At 61.1% G+C, this 24,567-nt stretch carries 16 protein-coding genes; 13 read left to right on the top strand and 3 right to left on the bottom strand.

Annotated features, from left to right (window positions below; all coding sequences use genetic code 11):
• The first annotated feature begins 1 nt into the window (after position 1).
• From NQ559_RS07675 to NQ559_RS07620, 12 genes are all read left to right on the top strand, one after another.
• The gene (locus NQ559_RS07675) at positions 2-2,209 is read left to right on the top strand and encodes a GumC family protein (RefSeq protein WP_018697054.1); all 2,208 of its coding nucleotides are present in this window, start codon (positions 2-4) and stop codon (positions 2,207-2,209) included.
• Positions 2,210-2,222: 13 nt separating this feature from the next.
• Positions 2,223-3,728 (top strand): O-antigen ligase family protein, encoded by a 1,506-nt coding sequence (locus NQ559_RS07670; protein ID WP_018697053.1) that lies wholly within the window; start codon positions 2,223-2,225, stop codon positions 3,726-3,728.
• A gap of 1 nt (position 3,729) precedes the next feature.
• Positions 3,730-4,620, top strand: coding sequence for a glycosyltransferase family 2 protein (locus NQ559_RS07665; RefSeq protein ID WP_018697052.1), 891 nt, complete (start codon positions 3,730-3,732; stop codon positions 4,618-4,620).
• A complete protein-coding gene (locus NQ559_RS07660) occupies positions 4,617-5,819 on the top strand; it encodes a glycosyltransferase family 2 protein (protein WP_018697051.1) in 1,203 nt (400 codons plus the stop codon). Before NQ559_RS07665 ends, NQ559_RS07660 begins: the two co-directional genes overlap by 4 nt.
• Positions 5,816-6,940, top strand: a complete 1,125-nt coding sequence (locus NQ559_RS07655) for a glycosyltransferase family 4 protein (protein WP_018697050.1) — start codon at positions 5,816-5,818, stop codon at positions 6,938-6,940. Before NQ559_RS07660 ends, NQ559_RS07655 begins: the two co-directional genes overlap by 4 nt.
• A gap of 89 nt (positions 6,941-7,029) precedes the next feature.
• The gene (locus NQ559_RS07650) at positions 7,030-7,644 is read left to right on the top strand and encodes an acyltransferase (RefSeq protein WP_018697049.1); all 615 of its coding nucleotides are present in this window, start codon (positions 7,030-7,032) and stop codon (positions 7,642-7,644) included.
• Positions 7,637-8,581: a glycosyltransferase gene (locus tag NQ559_RS07645; RefSeq protein ID WP_018697048.1), complete on the top strand. Its 945-nt coding sequence runs from the start codon at positions 7,637-7,639 to the stop codon at positions 8,579-8,581. The genes NQ559_RS07650 and NQ559_RS07645 overlap by 8 nt, the downstream gene beginning before the upstream one ends.
• Positions 8,578-10,032: a lipopolysaccharide biosynthesis protein gene (locus NQ559_RS07640; protein ID WP_026318604.1), complete on the top strand. Its 1,455-nt coding sequence runs from the start codon at positions 8,578-8,580 to the stop codon at positions 10,030-10,032. The genes NQ559_RS07645 and NQ559_RS07640 overlap by 4 nt, the downstream gene beginning before the upstream one ends.
• A 4-nt stretch (positions 10,033-10,036) precedes the next feature.
• Positions 10,037-11,164, top strand: a complete 1,128-nt coding sequence (locus NQ559_RS07635; protein WP_018697046.1) for a glycosyltransferase family protein — start codon at positions 10,037-10,039, stop codon at positions 11,162-11,164.
• Entirely contained in the window at positions 11,161-12,333 is a 1,173-nt protein-coding gene (locus NQ559_RS07630) for a glycosyltransferase family 2 protein (protein ID WP_018697045.1), read from the top strand. Before NQ559_RS07635 ends, NQ559_RS07630 begins: the two co-directional genes overlap by 4 nt.
• A gap of 59 nt (positions 12,334-12,392) precedes the next feature.
• Complete coding sequence (locus NQ559_RS07625) at positions 12,393-13,571, top strand: hybrid sensor histidine kinase/response regulator (RefSeq protein WP_018697044.1); 1,179 nt, start codon at positions 12,393-12,395, stop codon at positions 13,569-13,571.
• Between the two features lie 165 nt (positions 13,572-13,736).
• Positions 13,737-19,748: an alpha-2-macroglobulin family protein gene (locus NQ559_RS07620; RefSeq protein WP_018697043.1), complete on the top strand. Its 6,012-nt coding sequence runs from the start codon at positions 13,737-13,739 to the stop codon at positions 19,746-19,748.
• Between the two features lie 42 nt (positions 19,749-19,790).
• Here the strand turns inward: NQ559_RS07620 and NQ559_RS07615 are convergent, their stop codons facing one another.
• Positions 19,791-20,837: an endonuclease/exonuclease/phosphatase family protein gene (locus NQ559_RS07615; RefSeq protein ID WP_018697042.1), complete on the bottom strand. Its 1,047-nt coding sequence runs from the start codon at positions 20,835-20,837 to the stop codon at positions 19,791-19,793.
• A gap of 92 nt (positions 20,838-20,929) precedes the next feature.
• Between NQ559_RS07615 and NQ559_RS07610 the strand changes: the two genes are divergently transcribed.
• On the top strand, positions 20,930-21,889 hold the full coding sequence (locus tag NQ559_RS07610; RefSeq protein ID WP_018697041.1) for a UDP-glucuronic acid decarboxylase family protein: 960 nt from the start codon (positions 20,930-20,932) through the stop codon (positions 21,887-21,889).
• A gap of 110 nt (positions 21,890-21,999) precedes the next feature.
• Here NQ559_RS07610 and NQ559_RS07605 read toward each other — a convergent pair whose 3' ends face one another.
• Both NQ559_RS07605 and NQ559_RS07600 read right to left on the bottom strand, forming a co-directional pair.
• Positions 22,000-22,983 (bottom strand): alpha/beta hydrolase, encoded by a 984-nt coding sequence (locus NQ559_RS07605; RefSeq protein WP_018697040.1) that lies wholly within the window; start codon positions 22,981-22,983, stop codon positions 22,000-22,002.
• 102 nt (positions 22,984-23,085) lie between these two features.
• Positions 23,086-24,486, bottom strand: coding sequence for a Gfo/Idh/MocA family protein (locus NQ559_RS07600; RefSeq protein ID WP_018697039.1), 1,401 nt, complete (start codon positions 24,484-24,486; stop codon positions 23,086-23,088).
• Positions 24,487-24,567 lie beyond the last annotated feature (81 nt).

Below are 24,567 nucleotides of genomic sequence, written 5' to 3'. Positions count from 1 at the left end.
TATGAACTACATCGCATATACCGCGCGGTTTCTCTACCGCATCAAGTGGTGGCTGATACTCTGTCCGCTGCTGGTCGCGCTGCTCGTCTACATAAAGATGGGTACCAAACCGCGCAACTACAAGTCCACGACGACGATCTACACGGGCATCGTCTCGGGATACGACATCACGACCACCGAAGGCTCGCGCCAGGACTGGAACGTCATCAACAATGCGATGGACAACCTGATCAACATCATCCTGTCGCAGTCCACGCTCAAGAACGTTTCGCTACGCCTCTACGCACAGGGGCTTACGCACCTCGACCCGGACAACGACAACCAGTACCTCTCGGCACGCACCTCGCGGTACCTGCTGAGCAAAACCCCGCCCGACGTCATGGAGCTCGTCGACCACACTTCGGAAAAGAACACTTACGAGAACCTGCGCAAATACGAAGAGATAGACCATAACAACCACGTCTACGGCATGTTCCACTGGAGCCCTCCGTATTACAGCTACCAGGCGCTGAGCCAGATCAAGGTCAAGAGGCTGGCCAACAGCGACATGCTGGAAATCAGCTACGAGAACGACGACCCGGCCATCGTCTACAACACGCTGATTATCCTCAACGACGAGTTCGTCAAGCAGTACCGCGACCTGCGGTTCGGCGAGACGAACAACGTCATCGCCTATTTCGAATCCGAGCTGGAGCGGGTGGGAAACAACCTGCGCAACCTGGAGGATTCGCTGCGCGACTACAACGTCCAGCACCGTGTCATCAACTACGACGAGCAGACCAAGCACATCGCCGCCCTCTCGCGCGACTACGAATTGCGCTACGAGGAGATCCTGCTGAACTTCGAGAGCGCCGAGAAACTGCGCGCCTCGATCGAAGGGCAGCTCGAAGGGTTGCAGGAGACTTTCCGCAACAACGCCGAGTTCATCGAGAAACTCCATAAGATCGGGAGCATCTATTCGCGCCTGTCGGCCGCCGAGGCCTTCCAGCCCGAAACCGACGGCACGGAAGGTATTTCCGACCGGACGGCCATGCCCGCCAGCCGCAACGACACGGGGCAGTTACGCAGGAAACTGAGCGAGGAGACCCGCAGCCTGCAGGAGCTCACCACGAACATCGCCAACCAACAATATACGAAGGAGGGACTTTCGGCCAATACGATCGTGACGGAGTGGCTCGCCGCCGTACTGCTGGCCGAGAAATCCCGCGCCGAACTGGCGGTGATGAAGCTCCGCAAACAGGAACTCGACCAGAAATATACGCAGTTCTCGCCCGTGGGCTCGACCCTCAAACGCAAGGGGCGCGAAATCAACTTCTCGGAACAGTCCTACCTCTCGATCCTCACGGCGCTCAACACGGCCCGCCTGCGCCAGAAGAACCTGCAGATGACTTCGGCGACGCTGAAGATCATCAACGCCCCGGTGCTTCCCCTGGAGGCGGAACCGAGCAAACGCAAGATGATGGTCGCCGCGGCAGGCCTCGCCACGCTCCTGTTCGTACTGGGATTCTTCATCCTGCTCGAACTGCTCGACCGCACGCTGCGTGACAAAGTCCGCGCCGAGCGCATCACCAAGGGGCGGGTCATCGGGGCCTTTCCCGGCAAAGCCTATTTCGGACAGCGGAGGTTCACCAAGCAATACCGTGAGATCGCATCCCGCTACATCGGCAATGCGGCGGTCAACTATTTCGACCCGGCCAAACAGCCCAACGTGCTCAATATCCTGAGTACCGAACGCGGGGACGGCAAGAGCCTGATCGCCGAACACCTGGCGGCATTCTTCCGCGAAGCGGACATGAAAGTCCGCATCGTTTCGTGGAACAAGGATTTCGACATCGAACGCAAGGAGTACCTGCTGGCCGAGAAACTCGGGGATTTCGTGCGCGACATCCCGGGCGAAGTTCCCCTCGCCGAGGCCGACGTGGTGCTGGTAGAATACCCGCCCTTCGCCACGAGCTCCGTACCGAAGGAGTTGCTGCGCCATGCGGCGCTGAGCATCGTCATCGCCCCGGCGAACCGCACGTGGAAAGATACCGACCAACTGCTTTTCGAAAAGGCAGAAAAACTCTCGGGGCGCACCCCCGTCGTACTCTGCCTCAACTGCGCGGGCCGCGACGTGGTGCAAACCTTCACGGGCCTGATGCCTCCGTACAGCCGCCTCCGCAGGTTGGGGTATCAGATCAGCCAGTTCGGGTTCACGGCCGTCAAATAAACAGCGACACGTCATGGAACGCTACGGCAGCATAACCACCCCGGTCAGCGTGCCCCGGCTCATCGTCGGGGCAATGCTGGCCGCCGGTGTGGCCGTGCTCATCCTGGCGTTCACCCAATACGGGTTGCTTGCCGGACTGGCCGTCTCGGTGATCCCGGCGGCACTGTGCATCCTGTGGGTCACACTGCGCAACCCCGCCATTTCAATGCTCGGGCTGTTCGTGGCCAACTATTTCATCATGGCGCTCACGCGTTACGCCCACGACCTGCCGTTCGGGATGATCCTCGACGCACTGATCTTCTACAACATCCTGATTATAACGCTGCAAGCCCTGATGCGCCCCATCGAATGGAAGCGCGCCAGTTCGGGGCTGACCGTCGTGGCAGCGATCTGGATGGCCTACTGCATCCTCGAAATAGTGAACCCGGAGTCGGTCTCGGTCGCGGGATGGTTCTCGTCGGTGCGGTCGATCTCCTTCTATTTCTTCTTCATCGTCGTGCTCACACAGCTCACGATGACCGAGTACAAATACCTGAAATACATGCTCGCCGTTTGGTCGGTGCTGACACTGATCGCCGTCGGGAAAGCCTGCATGCAGAAATTCTTCGGCTTTAACGCCGCGGAGAACTACTGGCTGTTCGTGCTGGGCGGCCGTTCGACACACATCATCCACAGCGGCGTGCGTTACTTCTCGTTCTTCAGCGACGCGGCCAATTTCGGCGGCTCGATGGGGCTGTCGATGGTCGTATTCTCGATTTCGGCGCTCTACTACCGCAACTCGTGGATGAAGCTCTACCTGCTGCTCGTGGCGGCCGCGGCATGCTACGGCATGCTGATCTCGGGAACCCGCAGCGCACTGGCCGTACCGTTCGTGGGCTACTCGGCCTTCATCATGATGTCGCGCAACATCAAGATGATCGGTGCGGGCGTTTTCCTGATCATCGCAGCCTTCATCTTCCTGAAATTCACCACCATCGGGCAGGGAAACAGCATTATCCGGCGTGCCCGCAGCGCCTTCAACACAAACGACCCCTCGTTCCAGGTGCGCCTGGCAAACCAGGCCAAACTACGCGAACTGATGGCTGACAAGCCTTTCGGCGCCGGACTGGGACACGGCGGCGGCAAGGCCAAGACCTTCGCCCCGAATGCGGCATTGTCGCAGATTCCGACCGACTCGTGGTTCGTGATGGTCTGGGTCGAAACGGGTGTCGTCGGCATCCTGCTGCACATCGGCATCCTGCTCTACATCCTGGCGCGGGGCGCCTACCTGGTGGTCTTCAAACTGAGGAACACCCAGCTGAGGGGATTCACGGCGGCGCTTACGGCGGGAATCTCGGGCATCGTGGTCATGGCCTATGCCAACGAGATCCTAGGGCAGATCCCCACGGGCGCCATCCTCTACATGAGCATGGGTTTCATCTTTCTGGCACCGCGTTTCGACCGCGAACTGGCGCGCAAGGAGATACTCGACAGGGCGATGTCCGCGCAACCGCCCCGCGCAAGGGAAAATTACGAATAGCATGAAACCGCTGATTTCGGTCATATCGGTCAATTACAATGGCTACGGGCTTACCTGCGCCATGGTCGAATCGCTGCAACGGCACGTCACCACGCCGCTGGAGATCATCGTGGTGGACAACGGTTCCGCCCGCGACGAGGCGGCCATGCTGCGCGAATGCTACCCGGAGATCAAGGCACTGCGCAGCGACCGCAACCTGGGGTTCGCCGGAGGCAACAACCTGGGGTTCGCAGCCGCGACAGGCGATTACCTGCTGCTGCTCAACAACGACACCGAGGTCGAAGACGATACGCTGCATTACCTCTGCGAAACCCTGGCGGGCAACCCCGCGATCGGTGCCGTATGCCCGAAGATCCGGTTTTTCGCACCCCCGCGGCATATCCAGTTCGCCGGGTATACGCCTCTGACGCACGTTACGCTGCGCAATGCGCTCATCGGCTTCGGGATGCCCGATGACGGGTCGTTCGACACGCCGCGCGACACGCCCTACGCCCATGGCGCGGCGATGATGGTACGGCGCGAAGTACCCCGAAAAGCCGGGCCGATGCCCGACATCTATTTCCTCTACTACGAAGAACTCGACTGGTCGGTGCGTATCCGTGAACAAGGCTGGAAAATAGCCTACGACCCCCGTTGCACGGTATTCCACAAGGAGAGCGCGACGACCGGACAGCAAAGTCCCCTGAGGAGTTACTACCTGACCCGCAACCGGTTGCTGTTCGCATGGCGGAACCTGCACGGCACCGCCCGGATGCTTTCCGTCGCCTACCAGCTCCTCATCGCCGTGCCCAAAAGCATCGCCGCGGCGCTGGCACACGGGCGCCGCGACCTGGCAAAGGCCATACGGCACGGTGCCGGAGGCTTCTTCACCCTGAAAAACAAAACGGTATGATGTTGCTGCTCGACATCCTCGACTGGATATTCGTCTTCGTGCTGGGACTCCCGGTGCTCTACCTCTTCGTCTTTGCGGCCGCCTCGACTCGCTCACGCAAGGACACCTATCCCCCGGCACGGCGGCAACGCAGGTTCGTGACGCTGATCCCGGCCTACAAAAGCGACGCGGTGATCGTCCATACGGCACAGGCCGCGCTGCAACAGGACTATCCGCAGGAACTGCACGAGGTGGTCGTCATCGCCGACCGGCTGCAACCGGCCACGCTCGCCGAGTTGCGCCGGATGCCGATCCGCGTGCTGGAAGCCTCCTTCGAGAACAGCTCCAAGGCCAGGGCGCTCAACTTTGCCGTAGGGGAAATCGGCCCGGACGGCGCGGAGGCCGTGGCGATACTCGACGCCGACAACCTGGCGGGCAGGGAGTTCATCGCCCGCATGAACGACGCCCTCGACAGCGGCATCCAGGCCGTGCAGGCACACCGCACGGCCAAGAACCGCGACACGGACACCGCCGTACTCGACGCAGCGAGCGAGGAGGTCAACAACTCGATCTTCCGCCGCGGGCATGTGGCGCTGGGATTCTCTTCAGCGCTGATCGGCTCGGGCATGGCCTTCGATTACAAATGGTTCCGCGAAAATATCGCCTGCTGCACCACTTCGGGCGAGGACAAGGAGCTCGAAGCGCTGCTGCTGAGGCAGGGCATCTACATCGACTACCTGGACGACGTGCGCGTGCTGGACGAAAAGGTACAGGGCGAAGGTGCCTACTACAACCAGCGGCGGCGCTGGATAGCGGCGCAGTTCTACGCCCTTTCATCGGCCGTAAGGCAGCTTCCGGGAGCAATCCTCTCGGGGAATACGGATTACTGCGACAAGCTGCTGCAATGGTGCCTGCCGCCGCGCATCCTGCTGTTGGGGCTGGTGCCCCTGTGGGCCGTCGTTATGACGGTATGCGCACCCATGGGTTCGATAAAATGGTGGGTGGCCGTCCTGCTGCTGCTCCTGGCCATGGCGATGGCGCTGCCCGACGAGCAGGCCGACGACCGCCTGGGGCACGCCCTCCGGCGGATGCCCGTCCTGTTCCTGCTGACGCTGGCTAACCTCTTCCGGTTGCGGGGCACCAAAGACAAATTCATCCACACCGAACATACCGGGGCCGGAAGCGAAGCCCCCGGAAACAATACCGGAAACCGACCATGAAAATCGCGATCGAGGCGCAGCGCATCTTCCGCCCCAACAAACACGGCATGGACTTCGTGGCGCTCGAAACCATCCGCTGCCTGCAACGGCTCGACACGAAGAACGAATACTTCATCTTCACGGGCGAAGGCGAAGACCGCTGCCTGAAGGAGAGTCCCAACATGCACATCACAACGCTCCGCTGCCCGAGCTACCCGCTGTGGGAACAGTGGGCGCTGCCGCGCGCCGTGGCCCGTGTGAAGCCCGACCTGCTGCACTGCACGAGCAACACGGCACCCGTATGGGGAAAGGCCCCGCTGGTCTTGACGCTCCACGACATCATCTTCCTCGAGGAACAGGCCGCGCGCAACAAATCGCTCTACCAGTCGCTGGGGCGCATCTACCGCCGCCTGGTAGTGCCGCGCATCCTGCCCAGATGCCGGATGGTCGTCACCGTCTCGCAATTCGAGTGCGACCGCATCCGCACCGCACTGAACTTCGACCCCGAACGCATCATGGCTATTCACAACGGCTACAACGACCGGTTCCGCCCGATGGAAGGCACGGCGGAAACCGTCCGCAAATACCTGCAAGACCCCGAATTCCTCTTTTTTCTGGGCAATACCGACCCCAAAAAGAACACGCCCGGCACGCTGAAGGCTTATGCCGAATACGTACGGCGCTCCGAAAAGCCGCTGCCGCTGCTGGTCGCAGACCTCGGGGAACAACCCGCAGAGGCGATCCTGCGCGAGATCGGCGAACCCCGGCTGCGCGGAATGCTCCGCCTGGCGGGATATATCCCCAACAGCGACCTGCCGGCCATCTACAACGGGGCTTCGGCATTCCTCTACACCTCGCTGCGCGAGAGTTTCGGCATTCCCCAGCTCGAAGCGATGGCCTGCGGCACGCCCGTGGTGACATCCGCGGCCTCGGCGATCCCCGAGGTGGCGGGCCAAGGCGCTATCCTCGTCGACCCTACCGACCCGACGGCGATCGCCGATGCCCTGCTGCGGCTCGAAACCGATGCGGAGTTCCGCGCAGGACAGGTCGCCTACGGCCTCGAACGGGTAAAACAATTCTCGTGGGAAAAGACCGCCCAGCACTTGCTGGCACTTTACGAATCGCTCGGGAAGACAAACTGAATACCGTACTGCCGAAATTTCGTGCTCCGGATTCAAAACCCCGGACAGCCGCATTGCAAAAGTTCGTTATATAACACTGTAATTGACTTATGATTGAAAAAATCAGAAATAACCCCCGGCTCAAACAATTCGTCATCGGGCTGATTTCGCCGCACAAACACCCCCGGCCCCGCCTTTGGGTACGCTGGTTCGTGAACCCTTTTGTTCACAAAAAAGGCCGCGGTGCGCTTATCCGCCGCCACGCGCGGCTCGACGTTTTCCCCTGGCGGCGCTTCGAAGTGGGACGCGACGCCCTGATCGAGGATTATGCGGTCGTCAATAACGGTGCGGGAGACGTGGTGATCGGCGACCAGGCGCGCATCGGCATCGGATCGGTGGTCATCGGCCCCGTACGCCTGGGCGACCGGGCCGGACTGGGACAGCATGTCTTCATCTCGGGGTTCAACCACGGTTATGCCGACGGGACACGAGACTCGAATGCACAGGAACTCGTGCGCAAAGAGGTGACGATCGGACGTGAATCGCATATCGGCGCCAATTCGGTGGTCGTGGCGGGCGTCACGATCGGCGAACGCTGCCAGATCGGCGCCGGGAGCGTCGTCACCAAGGACATCCCCTCGTACAGCGTCGCCGTAGGCAACCCGGCGCGCGTAATCAAGCGTTATGACGCCGCACGCGCAAAATGGATACGTGTCGATGAATAACCCGAAAGTCAGCGTCATCATCCCCGTATACAATACGGAGGCCTATGTCGAACAGACCCTGCGTTCGATCATGGGACAGACCCTGCGCGACATCGAACTGATCGTCATCAACGACGGTTCGACGGACGGCAGCCTGTCCGCACTCGAACGCATAGCCACCGGAGACGACCGCATCCGGCTCTACACCCAGCCCAACAAAGGGCTTTCGCAGACCCGCAACGCAGGGATCGACCGTGCCCGGGGCGAATTCATCTACTTCATGGACAGCGACGACCTGCTGGAGCCCGACGCCCTCGAACGCTGCTACGAACGCTGCCAGTCAGACCGGCTCGATTTCGTATTCTTCGACGCCGAAAGCTTCGGCGCGGCAGCCTCCGACGCCGCATGGTTCGACTACCGGCGTGCAAAATATTTCGGAACGGAGGTCTGCGACGGCACCGACCTGCTGCGCAGGATGCTCGCACTACACTGCTACCGGGCTTCGGCCTGCCTGAGTTTCATCCGCACTGCCTACCTGCGCGGGCTGGGACTGCGCTTCTACCCGGGGATACTCCACGAAGACGAACTCTTCACCCCGCAGCTCTATCTCGGGGCGACGCGCGCCGGCGGGATCGAGCGTTCGTTCTTCAAGCGGCGCATACACGGGGATTCGATCATGGGACGCGGGTTCTCGCGCCGCAACCTCGAAGGCTATACCACCGTACTGCGCGAACTGAACCGTTTTGCCGCGACGCGCGACGCCGGCCAGCGGCAACTCATACGCACGCTCACGAGGCAGATACTGCGCCCCGTGATGCGCAACGCCTGGGCGCTCCCGGCCGGGACACGCTGGAAACTGGTCTGGGATGCCCTGCGCCACTACCCGGGCAGCATCGACGGCCGCGCCCTGGCAACACTGCTGTTCAAGAAACCGTTAAAGAAAGGGAACGGGAAATGAGTGTCAGGCGGGAATTGGCTTCGGGTGTATTCTATACCTCGATCGCGAAATACGCGGGCATCGTCGTAACGCTCGTGGTGACGGGTATCCTTTCGCGCCTGTTCACCCCCGAGGAGTTCGGCGTGGTGAACATCGCCACGGTAGTGATCGCCTTCTTCGCCATCTTCAGCGACCTGGGCATCGGCCCGGCCGTCATCCAGCACAAAAACCTCGACAGGCACGACCTGGGCGGGATATTTTCGCTCTCGGTATGGTCGGGGGCAGTCATGGCGCTGCTGTTTTTCGCAGCAGCCGGCTGGATAGCCTCTCTCTACGGCGATTCGCAGGTGCTGCGCAACGTCCTGCGCATCCTCGCGCTGAACCTCTTTTTCGCCGCGGCCAACATCGTCCCCAATGCACTTATCCTGAAGGAGAAACGCTTCCGGTTCGCCGCCATGCGGTCGCTCACGGTGCAAATCGCAGGGGGCACGGCCGCCATCGCCGCGGCCTATGCCGGGGCAGGCATCTACGCACTGACGATCAACCCGGTGTTTTCGAGCCTGATGCTCCTGGCGATAAACTACCGCCAGAACCCGCTGCCGCTGCGCCTGCGCCCGGGACGCAAGGCGCTGGGCAAAGTATTCTCGTTCTCGGCCTACCAGTTCTCGTTCCAGTTGATAAACTATTTCAGCCGCAACCTCGACAAGCTGCTCATGGGACGTTACATGAGCCTCTCGCAACTGGGTTATTACGACAAGTCGTACCGGCTGATGATGCTCCCGCTGCAAAACATCGCCTATGTCATTTCGCCCGTCATGCACCCCATTTTTTCGGAGATGCAGCACGACCTGAAGCAGTTGGGCGCCTCCTACCTGAAAGTCGTCCGGCTGCTGGCGTTCATAGGGCTGCCGCTCTCGGCCGTGCTCTTCTTCACGGCGCAGGAGCTGGTGCTCATCATCTTCGGCGACCAGTGGGAGCCGTCCGTCCCGGTGTTCCGGATACTGGCGCTCTCGGTCGGCATCCAGATCGTGATGTCCACTTCGGGGTCGATCTTCCAGGCCGCCAACGCCACGCGGATGCTCTTCTTCTGCGGCGTATTCTCGGCGGCGCTCAACGTCGCGGCGATCTGCACCGGCATCTTCGCATTCGGCACGACCGAAGCCGTGGCCTGGTGCATCTGCGCCTCGTTCGCCGTCAACTTCGTGCAGTGTTACCACGCGTTGTTCTGCCTCACGCTGCGCACGGGATGGCGCCGGTTCTGGCGGAATTTCCTTTCGCCGCTGCTGCTCACGGCACTCGTCGGCCTGCCCCTGGCAGCAGTCGGATGGCTTCTCCCGCCGATGCCGCTCGTGGCGTCGCTCACCCTCAAGGGGACGGCGGCACTCGGCGTATGGCTCCTTTATGTGCACCTGAGCGGCGAATACGACCTGAAAGGGCTCTCAGGACGGCTCCTGGCCCGCAAAAAACGATAACAACATGAAAGGATTATTTGTCGTCTTCCACGGGTTTTCGGCCCACAGCGGCATCAGCAAGAAGATTTTTGCCCAATGCGACGCACTGCGGCGCAACGGCGCCGATATCGAGTTGTGCCACATCGAGATAGCGCCCGACGGCACGCAGCGCCGGATGGTCGGCGGGCAGGCGATCCGCACCTTCGGCAAGGGATTGCGGGCCAAGCTCGAAAAAAGGGTCTCGCTGAGCGACATCACGCGCTACATCCGCCACGAAGGGGTGGAGTTCCTCTACATCCGCCACGACCACAACGCCAGTCCGGTGCTGATCGGCTGGCTGCGCAAGGTCAAAAAACTCGGCGTGCGGATCGCGCTCGAAATCCCGACCTACCCTTACGACGCCGAATTCGCGCAGTCGCCCGCGGTGCGGAAACTCAAACTGCGCATCGACCGCATGTTCCGCTGCCGCATGGCCCGTTACGTCGACCGCATCGTCACTTTCTCCGATGATACGGAGATATTCGGCCGCCCGACGATCCGCATCTCCAACGGCATCGACTTCGGGAGTATCCCGCTCAAAACCCGGGGACACGGGGATCACCACAACATCCGGCTGCTGGCCGTGGCGAACATCCATTTCTGGCACGGCCTCGACCGCGTGATCGAAGGGCTCAGGGAGTATTACGCCGCCCCGCACCAGTGCATCGTCCGCCTGCGCATCGCAGGCGACGGCGTGGAAACGCTCATCGCGGAATACCGCCGCAGGATCGACGCATACTCCCTGACGGAGTATGCCGAAGTCATCGGCCCCCGTTCGGGCGCTGCGCTCGACGCCGAATTCGAGTGGTGCGACATGGGCATCGCCAGTCTCGGACGCCACCGCAACGGCATCACCGGTATCAAGACGCTCAAAAACCGCGAGTACGCCGCACGCGGCATCCCGTTCGTATACTCGGAACGGGACAGCGACTTCGACGGCATGGGCTACGTAATGAAAGCCCCGGCCGACGACACGCCCCTCGACATCGCGGCGCTCGTGCGTTTCTACGACGGGCTGCACCTCACGCCCGCACAGATCCGCGGCACGGTCGAGGGACGCCTCTCGTGGGACAACCAGATGAAACAGGTATTAACCGAACTTTTCGAAGCATGACGACCGTAGCGACACTCTTCTGGGCGGGGGTATTCCTCGTCTTCTACACCTACCTCGGATACGGCATCCTGCTGTGGCTGCTGGTGAAGATCCGCGAAGCCATGCACCCGGCACGGCGGTACGCCTTTCCTGCCGACCCGCCCGAGGTGACGCTGCTCATCGCCGCCTACAACGAACAGGAGGTCGTGGCGGAAAAGATGGCCAACTGCCGGGCATTGGATTATCCGGCCGGAAAGCTCCGCGTGACGTGGATCACCGACGGCTCGACCGACCGCACCGTCGAACTGCTCGCCGCCTACCCCGAGGTGACGGTGCTGCACGACCCGCGCCGGGGCGGCAAGACCGCGGCGCTGAACCGGGCGCTGGGAATCATCCGCACGCCGCTCATCGTTTTCACCGATGCCAATACGATGCTCAACCCCGAAGCCGTGACGGAAATCGTCCGCTGTTTCGAAGACCCCGCAGTGGGGTGCGTGGCCGGCGAAAAGCGCGTCGCCGGGACAGGGGATACGGGCGCCGCCGCGACAGAAGGCATCTACTGGAAATACGAATCGAAACTCAAGGAGCTGGACGACCGTCTCTACTCGGCGGTAGGGGCTGCGGGGGAGTTGTTCGCCGTGCGGCGCGAACTGTGGCAGACGCTGAGAGAAGATACGCTGCTCGACGATTTCGTCTGCTCGATGCTGATCGCGGCGCAGGGATACAGGATCGCTTACTGCAAGGGCGCCTATGCGCTGGAGACCCCTTCGGCCGACATGGGCGAAGAGGGCAAACGCAAGAAGCGCATCGCGGCGGGCGGGCTGCAATCGGTATGGCGGCTGCGCAAGCTGCTCAATCCGTTCCGTTACGGAGTGCTGTGGTTCCAGTACGTATCGCACCGCGTGCTGCGCTGGACGCTGACCCCCGTGGTACTCGCAGCACTCCTGCCGCTCAACGTCGCGCTGCTGTGGTCGGGCCATCGGGCGCTCTATGCCGCGGCCCTCGCCCTGCAATGCGCATTCTACCTGGCCGCCCTCGCAGGATGGGCGCTGGAGCGCAGCGGACACCGCAACAGACTGCTCTTCATCCCCTACTACTTCCTCTTCATGAACCTCAATGTTTTCCGCGGGGCGTCGTACCTGGCGACCCACCGCGGAAAGGGTGCCTGGGAGAAAGCCCGCAGGGCCTGACCGAATTTTGAACGGAACCTGAAATATTATACTATATTTGCATGTCTAAACCTCCCCTCATGAAAAACATCTCCATAAACCCCGAGGACTATACGATCCTGGCCGTCGACGACATCGCCACCAACATCATGCTGCTGAAAGCCGTGCTGAGCCGTGCCAAATACAAGATCGTCACGGCATCGGGAGGTAACGAGGCGCTCGAAAAGGCCGCAAAGGAGTCCCCCGACCTGATCCTGCTGGACATCATGATGCCCGACATGGACGGCTACGAGGTGATCAGGCACCTGAAGGCAGACCCCGCATTGCAGGACATCCCGGTGATTTTCCTCACGGCGCTGCACAACCCCGAGGACATCGTCAAGGGGTTCAAACTGGGAGCCAGCGACTACGTCTCCAAGCCGTTCAACCACGAGGAGCTGATCACCCGCGTATCGCACCACATCTATCTGGCGGCGGCACAGCGCACGATCATGCGGCAACGCGACGAGTTGCAGGCCACGGTCGACGCCCGCGACAAGATGTACTCGGTGATCGCCCACGACCTGCGGTCGCCGATCGGCACGTTGAAGATGGTTTTCAACATGCTTTCGATAAACCTTACGCAGGAGCAGATCGGCGAAGACAACATGGAGATGATCACGATGGGCAACAACATCACCGAGAGCACCTTCATGCTGCTGGACAACCTGCTCAAATGGACGAAGAGCCAGATCGGGCGCATGAACACGGTGTTCCAGGAGGTCGACATTTCGGAGGTCGTGGTTTTCGCCAGCAAGATGTCCGACCTCGTGGCACAGGTCAAGAACATCGCCGTCGAATACGACATCCCCGGCCCGATCACCGTCCCGTGCGACGTGGACATGGTGAAAACGATCATGCGCAACCTGATGTCGAACGCCATCAAGTACAGCAACGAGGGCGGACGGATCGTCATCCGCGTGCGGGAAACCCCCACCCATGCCGTGATAAGCGTGCGCGACTTCGGCACGGGCATCAGCGAGGAAGACCTGCCCAAACTGCTCAACCCCGAAATACACTACACCACCTACGGCACCAAGAACGAAGAGGGATCGGGCCTGGGCCTGCAACTCGTACAAGACCTCACACGCCGCAACGGCGGGGAGCTGGCCATCGAATCGACGCTGGGCGAAGGCTCCACGTTTACGTTCACCATCGCCAAGGTGCAGCCTAAGTCCGAGACCGTAGAAGACACGGGGGGGGGTATTGCGCGTCCCTGAGCGATAAATGGCTCCTCGACGGGCTGGCCGCTTTTTTCCGCCGCGAAAAGGCGGAAAAAACGGTATATATACCGTAAAATCCGGGCGGACACACGGATACCTCCCCGAAAAGGTCGCCATGAGCGATCTTTTTGTTATATTGCAGGATAAAAACCCGACCTCGCCATGAAGTATTGCAGTACAATCCTCGTGGGGCTTCTCTGCACGGCCGCCTGCCTGGCGCAGACCCCGCTGCCCGAAAGCCGCCGCACCTCCCCGGAAATATTCATCTATAAACCCGATGCCCGAGATCTCCGCGAACTGCATGTGAAAGGCAAGGCGCCCGACGAAGGGATGCTGCACACGTTCGTCGGCAAATATACTGCGTCGGGAAAGATCCCGCAGCTCCCCCGGGGAAATTACCTGCGGGTCTGGACGGACGGGAACAAACTCGTATACGGCGATCATGTCGTAGACAATTTCTATTACAGGCTCGTCAGGGACGAGCAGGTGATGCTGATACTCTGCGACACGCTGGGCAACATCATCGACGATGCCGTGGTAAGGCGGGGCTCGAAACGGATGAAATACGACCCCGGCACATGCACCTACAACCTCCCGCGCATCCGCGGCGAAGAGGCCACGGTCGAAGTAAACAACGACGGCGTACTGCATTACATCACCATCGGGAACGAACCGGATTACACCTACCGTCCCGGGTTCCTCAAAACGGCCTGGGGAAAGGTCAAAACAGCCTTCAAGCGGGTTTTCGCACCGGGGAAGCTGCCCGCGCGGGACAAGTACGACGGGTTCGTGGTATTCAGCAAACCCAGGTACAAACCCGGGGAAACGGTGAAATTCAAGGCGCACATCAACCGCAAAGGCAAGCCCCTCGACGGGAAGGTCGACGTGGCACTCGTTTCGTATTACTCCCCGTCGATAGACACGACCCTCGTATCGCTGGCGCCCTACCGTCCCGGCATGTACGAATGGGAGTTCAGGCTTTCGGACAGCCTCCGCCTCCGCCTCGACAAGGATTACACACTCCGCTTCCGGACGGGCGACAAGCATGCCAACGACATCACGGGCCGTTTTCGCTATGAGGAGTACGAACTGGGCAAGCTCACCTTCACGGCCAGGGCCGACAAACAGAAATACGCACGGGGCGACACGGTGAGGATTTCACTGAGCGCCGTGGATGAGAACAACATGCCGGTATACGACGGGCGGGTAAAGGTCTTGGTCAAACCCGCCAGGTACATGGGCTGCAAATTCCTCGCCCGCACGGCATTCGTCCCCGACCGGCTCTGGGAGCATACGTTCGACATGGAGGGCAAGTCCACGAAGGAAATCATCCTGTCCGACTCGATATTCGTCGACGGCGTGTCGATGTATTACAACGTCGCCTGCTCGTTCTTCGATGCGGGCAACGAACGCAGGGATGAGCGCATAAGCCTGTACCGGGACGCAAGGCGGAGGCGGATCGACTATTCGGCCGGCCAGGGGATGCTCGCCCTGCGTGAGCTATACGACGGCAAAAGCGTCGAAAGCCGTGCCCTGGTAACCGCCTACAACCCGGAATACGGGATCGTATGGCAGGATTCGGTCACATTGCCCTGCAGTGTGCCGCTGTCGTGGATCGTCAGCGAATACGAGGTGCAGAGCGCCACGGCATCGGAGGACATCGAGGTCGGAAAACTGCCGGGCGAACTGATCGGGCACCGCTTCTTCCGCCGGGACGGCACCGTCCGGCTGGTGGTGGACAACCCCGCGAAATTCCCGTTCTGGTACACGATCTGCATGGGGGACAAGACGATTGCCAAAGGGTATGCCACCGAACTCGACTTCGCGCGCAAGGACAACGGCCGCAAGGGCTATTCGATGCAGATAGCCTACCTGCAGGGCGAGAATGCCCGGACGATACGCGGCGAACTGCCCTTCACGGAGAAAAACATCTCGATGGAGGTAACGACGGCGGCGACCGTCTATCCCGGACAGAGCGCAAAGGTCGAAGTGGCGGTCAAAGACCGCAAGGGACGCCCGGTGAAAAATGCCGACGTGACGGCCTATGCGTTCACCTCGAAATTCGAAGCCCTGCCGCCGGCAGTGGCGATATACGGGAAGTCGGCGTCGGGAAAGACCATCACCCCGAAGAACTACGAGGCCGACGAAGAGTTCCTCTTCAACATCCGCACCGGGATGGACTGGCCGCTGTGGCGGCAGCGCATGGGACTGGATTCGATCGAATACTACAAATTCCTCTACCCGGAACCGTTCTACGCCTATGCCGAGGAGGCCCCCGGAAGACTCACCCAGCTATCCCCCTATGTGGTCGTCGACGGGGAGGTGCAGGGCATCCATGTTCTGTGGATCGACGAACAGCCCCACTATTTCAAACAGGCGCAGCAACTGACGCCGTACAGCTTCCCGATATGGCCGGGGCTGCACACGCTGCGGCTGCGCACCTACGACAGGGAGGTGACCGTCGAGAACGTCTATGCGGGCGAGGGGCTGAAGACCATCGTTTCGGTAGACGGCGGACAATCCGCAGTGCGACCCGGGGAGGCCCCCGGGGACAACCGTCCCGTGCGGATCTCCGTCAGGGAATACGACCGGAAAGAGAAAGGCATGCTCACGCAGTGCGAGACGGCGCTGCTGACACGGCACATGATTACGGTCGACAACACCTTCGGGAAAGCGACCCTGCTCACGGGACAGCCGGACAGGCAATCCTCCTACTCCGTTGAAACCGAACTGCCGGGCATTATCAACGCCGGCGGGGTCTGCTACTACCTCAACGGCACGCAGAAGCAGACCCGCCGGTACAGGCCGCAGGCCGAAGCGGCAATCCTGGCCGGGCCGTTCCCCTACCGGGGATTCACCACCGGGGGCATACAGGTCGGCACGCTCTATTCGGACACACTTGCGGTCAACAGTTTCGAAATCGAGGGCGGCTACCGTTACGACATTCGGAACAACTACCTGAAACAGCAGAGTTGGGAGCAGAACCCGATCCAGAGGCAGCTCGAACCTTTCACGCAGGCGGTCTGCTTCGGGCAGGACGCGCTTACGGCCGAATCGATCCGCGGCATATTCAGGCGGCGGCTCGCCGACATGGTCGAAAACGAATCGGGGCTGATCTCGGCCGTCCCGCCGATCTCGCTCATGGACAGCTGCCGCCTGCAACTCGCCCCAGGCAAACTGGCGGACGGCACAAGGGCACAGCCGATCATGGTGCTCCTGCAATCGACGGGCAAGTACCCCGCCAGCAGGCTCTACTACGGCACGACGACCGAAATCGACAGGCTGCCGGAGGGGAACCTCCGGGTAGACCTCATCTTCAGGGATACGACCCGCTGTTCGGCCACGATAAGGCTGCGAAAGGGCGGCATCAACTACCTGCGGATGGATTCGCTCGTAAAGGAACCGGCCGACGACCGCAGCCGCGCGCTGTTCGGGAAACTGGAAAGGATGTTGCGCGTATCGCGCCCCGCGGCACCGCTGGCCGACTACAAGCCCGCGGAGGCGGAGCGGGACAACCCGTTGCGAAACCCGGGGCGCATCAGCGAAGCCAACCTGACGGGCAAAGTTGTCACAGGCACCGTGCGCGACCCGGATGGAGAACCCATTGCCGGGGCATCGGTGCAGATCGACGTGACTGACACCGGGACTGTCACGGATACGGCCGGGAAATTCACCCTCTCGGACACGGGACGGGGAACGCTCGTCGTCAGTTATATCGGCTACCGGAATTTCGCCACCAAACTGATCTCCGGCTACGACTATAACATCGTCCTGGAGGAAGATTACAACGCGCTGGACGAAGTCGTGGTCGTAGCTTACGGGAAGTCCGGAAAGAGGGCCGTGGTGGGAAGCAGGGCCAATTCCGCAACGGTCACAACGGAAGTGGCATTCGCGGAATTCGACGAGCAGACGGAAACGCTCCCCAGCACGCTCGCGGGCATGGCCGCCGGGATACAGGTGCGGGGAGCGGGCACAATCGCCGGTCAGGCCCCGATGATCGTCGTGAACGGCGTACCCTACGACGGGGCACTGTCGGACTTCGACCGGGGAAGCATCCTGTCGATGAACCTCGTCAGGGACGCGAACACCGCAATCTACGGGGCGAGGGCCGCAAACGGGATCATCTTCATTGAAACCTCCGACCGGAACGCGGCGGGCGGCGACGGATTCCCGCTCGAGGCCGGTATGCCGAACACGCTGCGCACCGATTTCCATGACGACGCATTCTGGAAGCCCCGCCTGACGATCGACAAAGCAGGGCGGCTGACTTTCGAAGTGACCTATCCGGACGACATCACCAGCTGGGACGCCAACTTCATCGCCGTCGGTGGCCGCAGGCAGGCGGACAGGAAGCATCTGCGCATAAAATCGTACAAGCCGCTCAACGCCCAACTCTCCGTCCCCCGCTTCGCCATCGCGGGCGACAGCCTCAATGCTGCCGGACGGCTGACCAACCACACCGGCGACACCTTGTCCGTACGCCGCACGATCGAAACCGACGGACGGACGGCCGAGAAGCAAATCCGCATCGCCACCTCGCATACGGACGCAATACCCGCCGTCGCAGGGGATGCCGACAGCATCCGGATCGTCTACTCGCTGACGACGCCCGGAGGCTATTTCGACGGGGAGCGGCGTGCGATCCCGATCTACAAGGCCGGAATCCTGGAAACCCACGGGGAGTTCGCCGTCCTCAACGACACCGCGGCCCTGCGGTTCACGCCCGACCCGGCGCTGGGCACCGTGACGATCCACGCCGAGGCATCGGCCATGCAGGCATTCCTCGACGAGATCGAAAACATCGACCTCTACCCCCACCTCTGCAACGAGCAGATGGCTTCGAAGGTCAAGGCGCTGCTCTCGAAAAAACGGATATACACCCTGTTCGGACGGAAATTCAAGGACGACGACAAGGTCACGAACCTGCTCCGCAAACTGGCGGCCAACCAGAACGATGGCAAGTTATGGGGGTGGTGGAATCGGGAACAGACCGAGCTGTGGATATCGCAGCAGGTCGTGGAGGCACTTCTCGACGCCGAAACGGAGGGTTATAAGACCGGCCTCGACCGGCAGGCACTGACGGACGCGCTGCTGGCTGGCCTGAACCGCCGTATGCCGGCGGCGGCATCCGACTCGACGGGAATGCGGAAAAACGAACTGCTCTCGCTGGTGGGGCTTCTCCGCAAGCTGGACGCCAGGATCGACTACCCGCGCTACTGCGCTTTCATCGCGTCGATCCCCGACGCGACGCTCGGCAACCGGCTCCGGACGGCGGAAATGCTGCAACAGTTCGCCCCTGATGGGATGCCCGCCGCGGATTCGCTGCTGGCTCTTGCCTCCCGAACCATGATGGGGTCGTTGTACTGGCGCGACAAAACACCGCGGGAACCGACGCTCCGCAGGTTCGCGCAGCCGGACATGAGCGACGTCGAAAACACGCTCACGGCATACCGCATCCTGCGCGCCGCGGGCAACCGCAAGGCCGAGTTGGAAAAGATCCGCAACTACTTCTTCGAACAGCGTAAAAGCGGTTCGTGGCGCAACACCTACGAATCGTCGCGGATCGTGGAAACCATCATGCCCGACATGCTGGAGAAGGACGGCGGCACATTCCGCGAAGCGAGCCTGACGATCGACGGACAACGGTTCGGCAAATTCCCGCTTACCCGGACATACGAGCCCGGAAAGGAGATAACCGTCCGCAAAGAGGGTTCCATGCCCGTATTCTTCACAGCCTACCAACAAGCCTGGAACGACAAACCGGAGCCTGCGGCCGAAGGCTTCTCGGTTTCGACCCGGTTCCGCAAGAACGGCAAGCCCGTGACAACACTCCATGCCGGGGAGCGCGTCGAACTGGTGGCAACCGTAACGGCCGATTCCGACGCCGAATACGTCATGGTCGAGATCCCGATCCCCGCGGGCTGTTCCTACGACTCGAAAGAGAAAGGCGATTTCTGGAAAGAGGCGCACCGGGAATACTACAAGGAGAAGGTCGCCGTCTTCTGCAACAAGCTCCGCAAGGGGACGCATACCTTCACCGTCAGGCTCCTGCCCCGCTATACGGGCTCCTACCGCCTCAACCCGGCGCGTGCCGAACTGATGTACTACCCGGTATTCCATGGCCGCAACGAGATGAAAAAGTGCGGCGTGGCCGAGGCACAGGAGGCCCGCTGATCCCGGGAAAAAGACATGACGGCAGCGTGACGATTGCGTCCGCTACCTGAACCGCAGTTCAGCGACCACGGCCTTGTGGTCGCTGACATCTTCCGGAGGCATGTAATAACGGATGCCCTCGAAAGCGTCGTCGTAAAAGATGTAGTCGATGCGCAGTACCCCTCCCAGATAGCGGAAAGTACCGCCGTAACCGCTCCCGCTGTCACGGAAACCGTCGGTCATGTCCCCCTTCATCGTACGGTAGGTATAGGACGAAGGCGTATCGTTGAAGTCGCCCGCAAGGATCACCGGATAGGGCGAAGCATCCATTTCGGCACGGATTTCACCTACCTGCCCGGCACGGATACTACTGTTGTGTTCCAGCTCGCCCAAGATTTGCTCGACGGGGGCGTCGCGGTCGTAATCCTTCCGGAACCGGTGCCTGAGCTGGGCAATGCCCGAAGTCTGGAGGTGGACAGCGAAGAGTCGCACCGTATCGCCGACGACGAGCAGGTCGGCACGCAGGTAGTCGTTGCTCGTATCGGCAAACCGGACGTATTTATGATCGAGAACGGGATATCGGCTGACCAGGGCCGCACTGCCCTCATGCAGGAAATAGGGCATCCGCGGGGCAAAGACCTTCCCGATGCTGTCGGCCGGGAATTCCCTGCTGTCCATAAACTCCTGCAGGCAAAGCACGTCGACCTGCTCGCGGTTCATCATGCCGGCGATGGCCCTGGCCGTAGCGGGCATGGAACCCAGCCTGCGGAATCCGTTTACGTTGAGCGTGGCGATGCGGATGTCGTGCGGGTCACCCGAGTCCTTGAAATCGGGAAGCTGTACCATGGCCGAAATATACCCCAGGTTGAGCACCAGCGCGACCAGTGGCATCAGCAGGACAATCCATTTGCGGCGAACCGTCCACCAGACCAGCGCAACCACGTTGGCCAGCAGCACGACCGGCATGAGCAAGGCGAGCGTCGCCCAGAATCCGCCCTCCCCGGGGGAGACGGACGAAGCATACCGGCACAGGACGGCGGCGACCAGAAGCAGCCCGGTGAGCACCACCGAAATACCATAAAAAAGAATAGAAACGGCTTTGCAACCCATTTTGTTCACTATTTAAGCGATTTGCGCGTACAAAGATATGCTTTTCAAAATATATTTAGTATATTTGACGATCAAAAAAGACGCAAATTGGAATGAAGAGGGTTTTAATCTCCGGCGGTGCCGGATTCATCGGTTCGCACCTATGCGAAAGGCTGCTTGGTGAAGGAAACGACGTAATCTGCATCGACAACTATTTTACCGGTCACAAAAGCAACATCCGGCACCTGCTGAAACACCCCAATTTCGAAGTCATAAGGCACGATATAATCTACCCCTACATGGCGGAGGTCGAGGAGATCTACAACCTCGCCTGCCCCGCCTCGCCGATCTACTACCAGCACGATCCGGTTAAGACGACGCAGACTTCGGTCATCGGTGCGATGAACATGCTCGGCATGGCGCGTTACAACCGCGCCAAGGTCTTGCAGGCTTCGACCTCGGAAGTATACGGCGACCCGCTGGTACATCCGCAGACCGAGGATTACTGGGGCCACGTGAACCCGCTGGGACTGCGCTCGTGCTACGACGAGGGCAAACGCTGTGCCGAATCGCTCTTCATGAGCTACTACCGCGAACACGGCATCCCGGTGAAAATCGTCCGTATTTTCAATACCTACGGCCCCAAGATGGACATCAACGACGGCCGCGTAGTCTCGAATTTCATCGTCCAGGCATTGCGCAACGAACCGATCACAATCTACGGCGACGGTGAACAAACCCGCTCGTTCCAGTATATCGACGACCTGGTCGAAGGGATGATCCGCCTGATGGACGATACGCCCGACGATTTCACGGGCCCGGTCAACATAGGCAACCCCAATGAATTCACCATCAACGAACTGGCAGCCATCGTCCTGGAACTCACGGGTTCGAAGTCGAAGATCGTACACATGCCCCTGCCGTCGGACGACCCGCAGCAGCGCAAACCCGACATCTCGCTGGCCCGCAAGATGCTCAACGACTGGGAACCCACGATCCAGCTGCGCGACGGACTGGTAAAGACCATCGCCTATTTCGAGGATATCCTCTCACGGGGGAGCGTCCGGCACTGACCCGCCCCGGAAATCGGCCCGGCCCGCCCTTCTTGGAACACCGTCAGCCTGTTGAGCACCGCCCGCCTGTTTGAGTGCAGCGCGGCACAATCTCCGGTGCGGCCCGAACCCTATTTTTTCAGATACTCCCGCAATACGGAGCCTGCCAGCCGTATCAGCGTGCGCGTCGGATGCAACGCGGCGAACCCGTTGAGCATCCCCCAATCGTGTACCACGCCGTTGAAGCGCACGGTCGTCACTTCGACGCCCGCCTCGTCCAGACGACGCCCCATCGCCTCGCCCTCGTCGCGCAGGATGTCGTTCTCGGCAACGGCGATCAGCGTCGGAGGCAATCCCCGCAGCCGTTCCGCAGAGGCCCGCACGGGTGACATGAGGTCGTTGCCGCGCTGAGCCGGGTCTGAAACGTACTTGCCGAACATCCATTTCATCAACGGCGCGGTCAGGAACCGCTGGCGGCCGTATTTCACATACGAATCCCAGTCATACCCCGCATCGGTCACGGGCCACATCAGCACGAGCGTGCGCAGCCGCGGCCCGCCGTGATCCTCGGCCACGAGCGCCGCCGCAAGCGACATGTTACCGCCGACGCTGTTGCCCGCCAGCGCCAGCCGGCTGCCGTCGACCCCGATCTCCCGGCCGTTTTCGGCCACCCATTTCACTGCGGCATAGACCTCCTCGACAGCCTTCGGAAAATGCGCCTCGGGCGAAGGCGTATAGTTGACGAATACCGCCGCACAACCCGACTCCACGACAAGGTCGCGCACCAACCGCCTGTGGGTGGGATAGTCGCCCAGCACCCAGCCCCCGCCGTGGATGAACACGAACGCCGGGAGATGCACACGCCCCGCCCCCGAAGGGCGGACGAGGTTCAGGCGCAGCGTATGCCCTTCGCTTTCGACCGTCCGTTCGGACTCCTCGATGCCCGACAGATCGACATGCACGGCCGCCTGCACATCGGTCAGGACGCGACGGGCCTCCCCGACCGGCAACGATTCGACGGGAGCGCCGCCGTTCAACACTTTCAGATAAGCTTTGGTTCCCCGCGACAGGTGGTCGTCCTGCAAATAATCCGGAGCTTCCTTCAGATGATCCATAACAAACCGTTTTAAAGTTTATGACACGGACTGCAAAGGCGCTGCCACAAACGAAAAAAGCCGGACGAAATGTCCGGCTTTTCGGTATGTCATAAGCGGTTTTTACTGTGCCATGGCATGACGGAACCCGTCCACCTTGTCCCAGTCGCCGCGCGTGAAGTCGGGCACGGCGACCGGCATACTGTTGTGTTCGAGCGACGCCGCGGTCAGCGACCCGATGCACGACCATTCGGCAGCGTCGTAAACGTCCTGATCGAGCGGCAGGCCATGCTGCAGGCAGTAAACGAGGCGATAGTCCATGATGAAATCCATGCCGCCGTGGCCGCCCACGCGGCGGGCCTTCTCCTCGATGTCCCGGGCGATCGGATGCTTGTAACGCTCCATCAGCGCCGCCTTCGCCGCCTGGGGGATGAACGAATGCTCGCTCAGATTCTCGTGGTCGGGAATCTCCTCGCCGGCGATTTGCTCGGGACGGAACGCATAGCCCTCGACCGGGTATTTATTGGCGAAGCCCTCGGTGCCCGTAAGCTGGTACATGCGGCTGTAAGGACGGGGCGTATAGACGTTGTGTTCGAGCAGGATCGTGCGTCCCCGCTCGGTCTTGATGAGCGTCAGCGTCTGGTCGGCATTGGCGAAGGTCTCGGCACCCATCTTCTCCTTGGCGAGCTTCAGGCCGTTGACCGACTTGGTATCCATCGCCACGAGGTAGTTCATCTTATCGCCGCGGTGGATATCCAGCAGCTGGCAGGCCGGGCCGAGGCCGTGCGTGGCATAGACGTCGCCGCGGTGCGACTGGTTGAAGTCGAGGCGCCAGTTGCCCTGGTAATAATCCCAGTAGGGTTCGAGGTTATGAATATAGGAGCCTTCGGTGTGGAGTATCTCGCCGAACAGCCCGTGCTGGGCCATGTTGAGCGTCGTCAGCTCGAAGAAGTCGTAGACACAGTTCTCGAGCATCATGCAGTGGCGCTGTGTCTTCTCGGCAGTGTCGACCAGTTGCCAGCACTCGTCGAGCGACATGGCGGCTGGGACTTCGACGGCGACATGCTTGCCGTGCTCCATGGCATAAACCGCCATCGGGACGTGCAGCTGCCACGGGGTGCAGATGTAAACCAGGTCGATGTCATCGCGCCGGCAAAGTTCCTTCCACCCCTCCTCCCCGCTGTACGGGGCAGCAGCCGGGAGGTTATGTCCGGCGAGGATCTCCTGCGACTTGTCGACACGCTCGGGGTAGAGGTCGCAGAGCGCCACGATCTCGACCCCGTCGATGTTGGCGAAGCGTTCCACGGCGCCCGGGCCGCGCATACCCAGCCCGATGAAACCCACGCGTACGACCGGGATCGGGTCGACCGTCAGCCGCAAAACGGAATGCTGGCCCTCGGCACGGGCCGGGACGTCGAATACGATCACGCCGTCGACGATGCTGTAACCCTCCGCGGGCGGCGTGCTGCACCCCCAGCACAGCACGGCTGCCGCCGAGAACAATAAAAAGGCAAATTTCTTCATTATATCCGGGTTATTTAGTTATTTAGACAAAAGTATGAAATATTTTGAAATCTGCGCTCATTTGACTACTTTTGCCGACGT

The organism is Alistipes onderdonkii, assembly GCF_025145285.1.
Classification (GTDB): Bacteria; Bacteroidota; Bacteroidia; order Bacteroidales; family Rikenellaceae; genus Alistipes; species Alistipes onderdonkii.
Note: the sequence above shows the minus strand (reverse complement) of the source record. Positions and strands in the feature narration are given on the sequence as shown.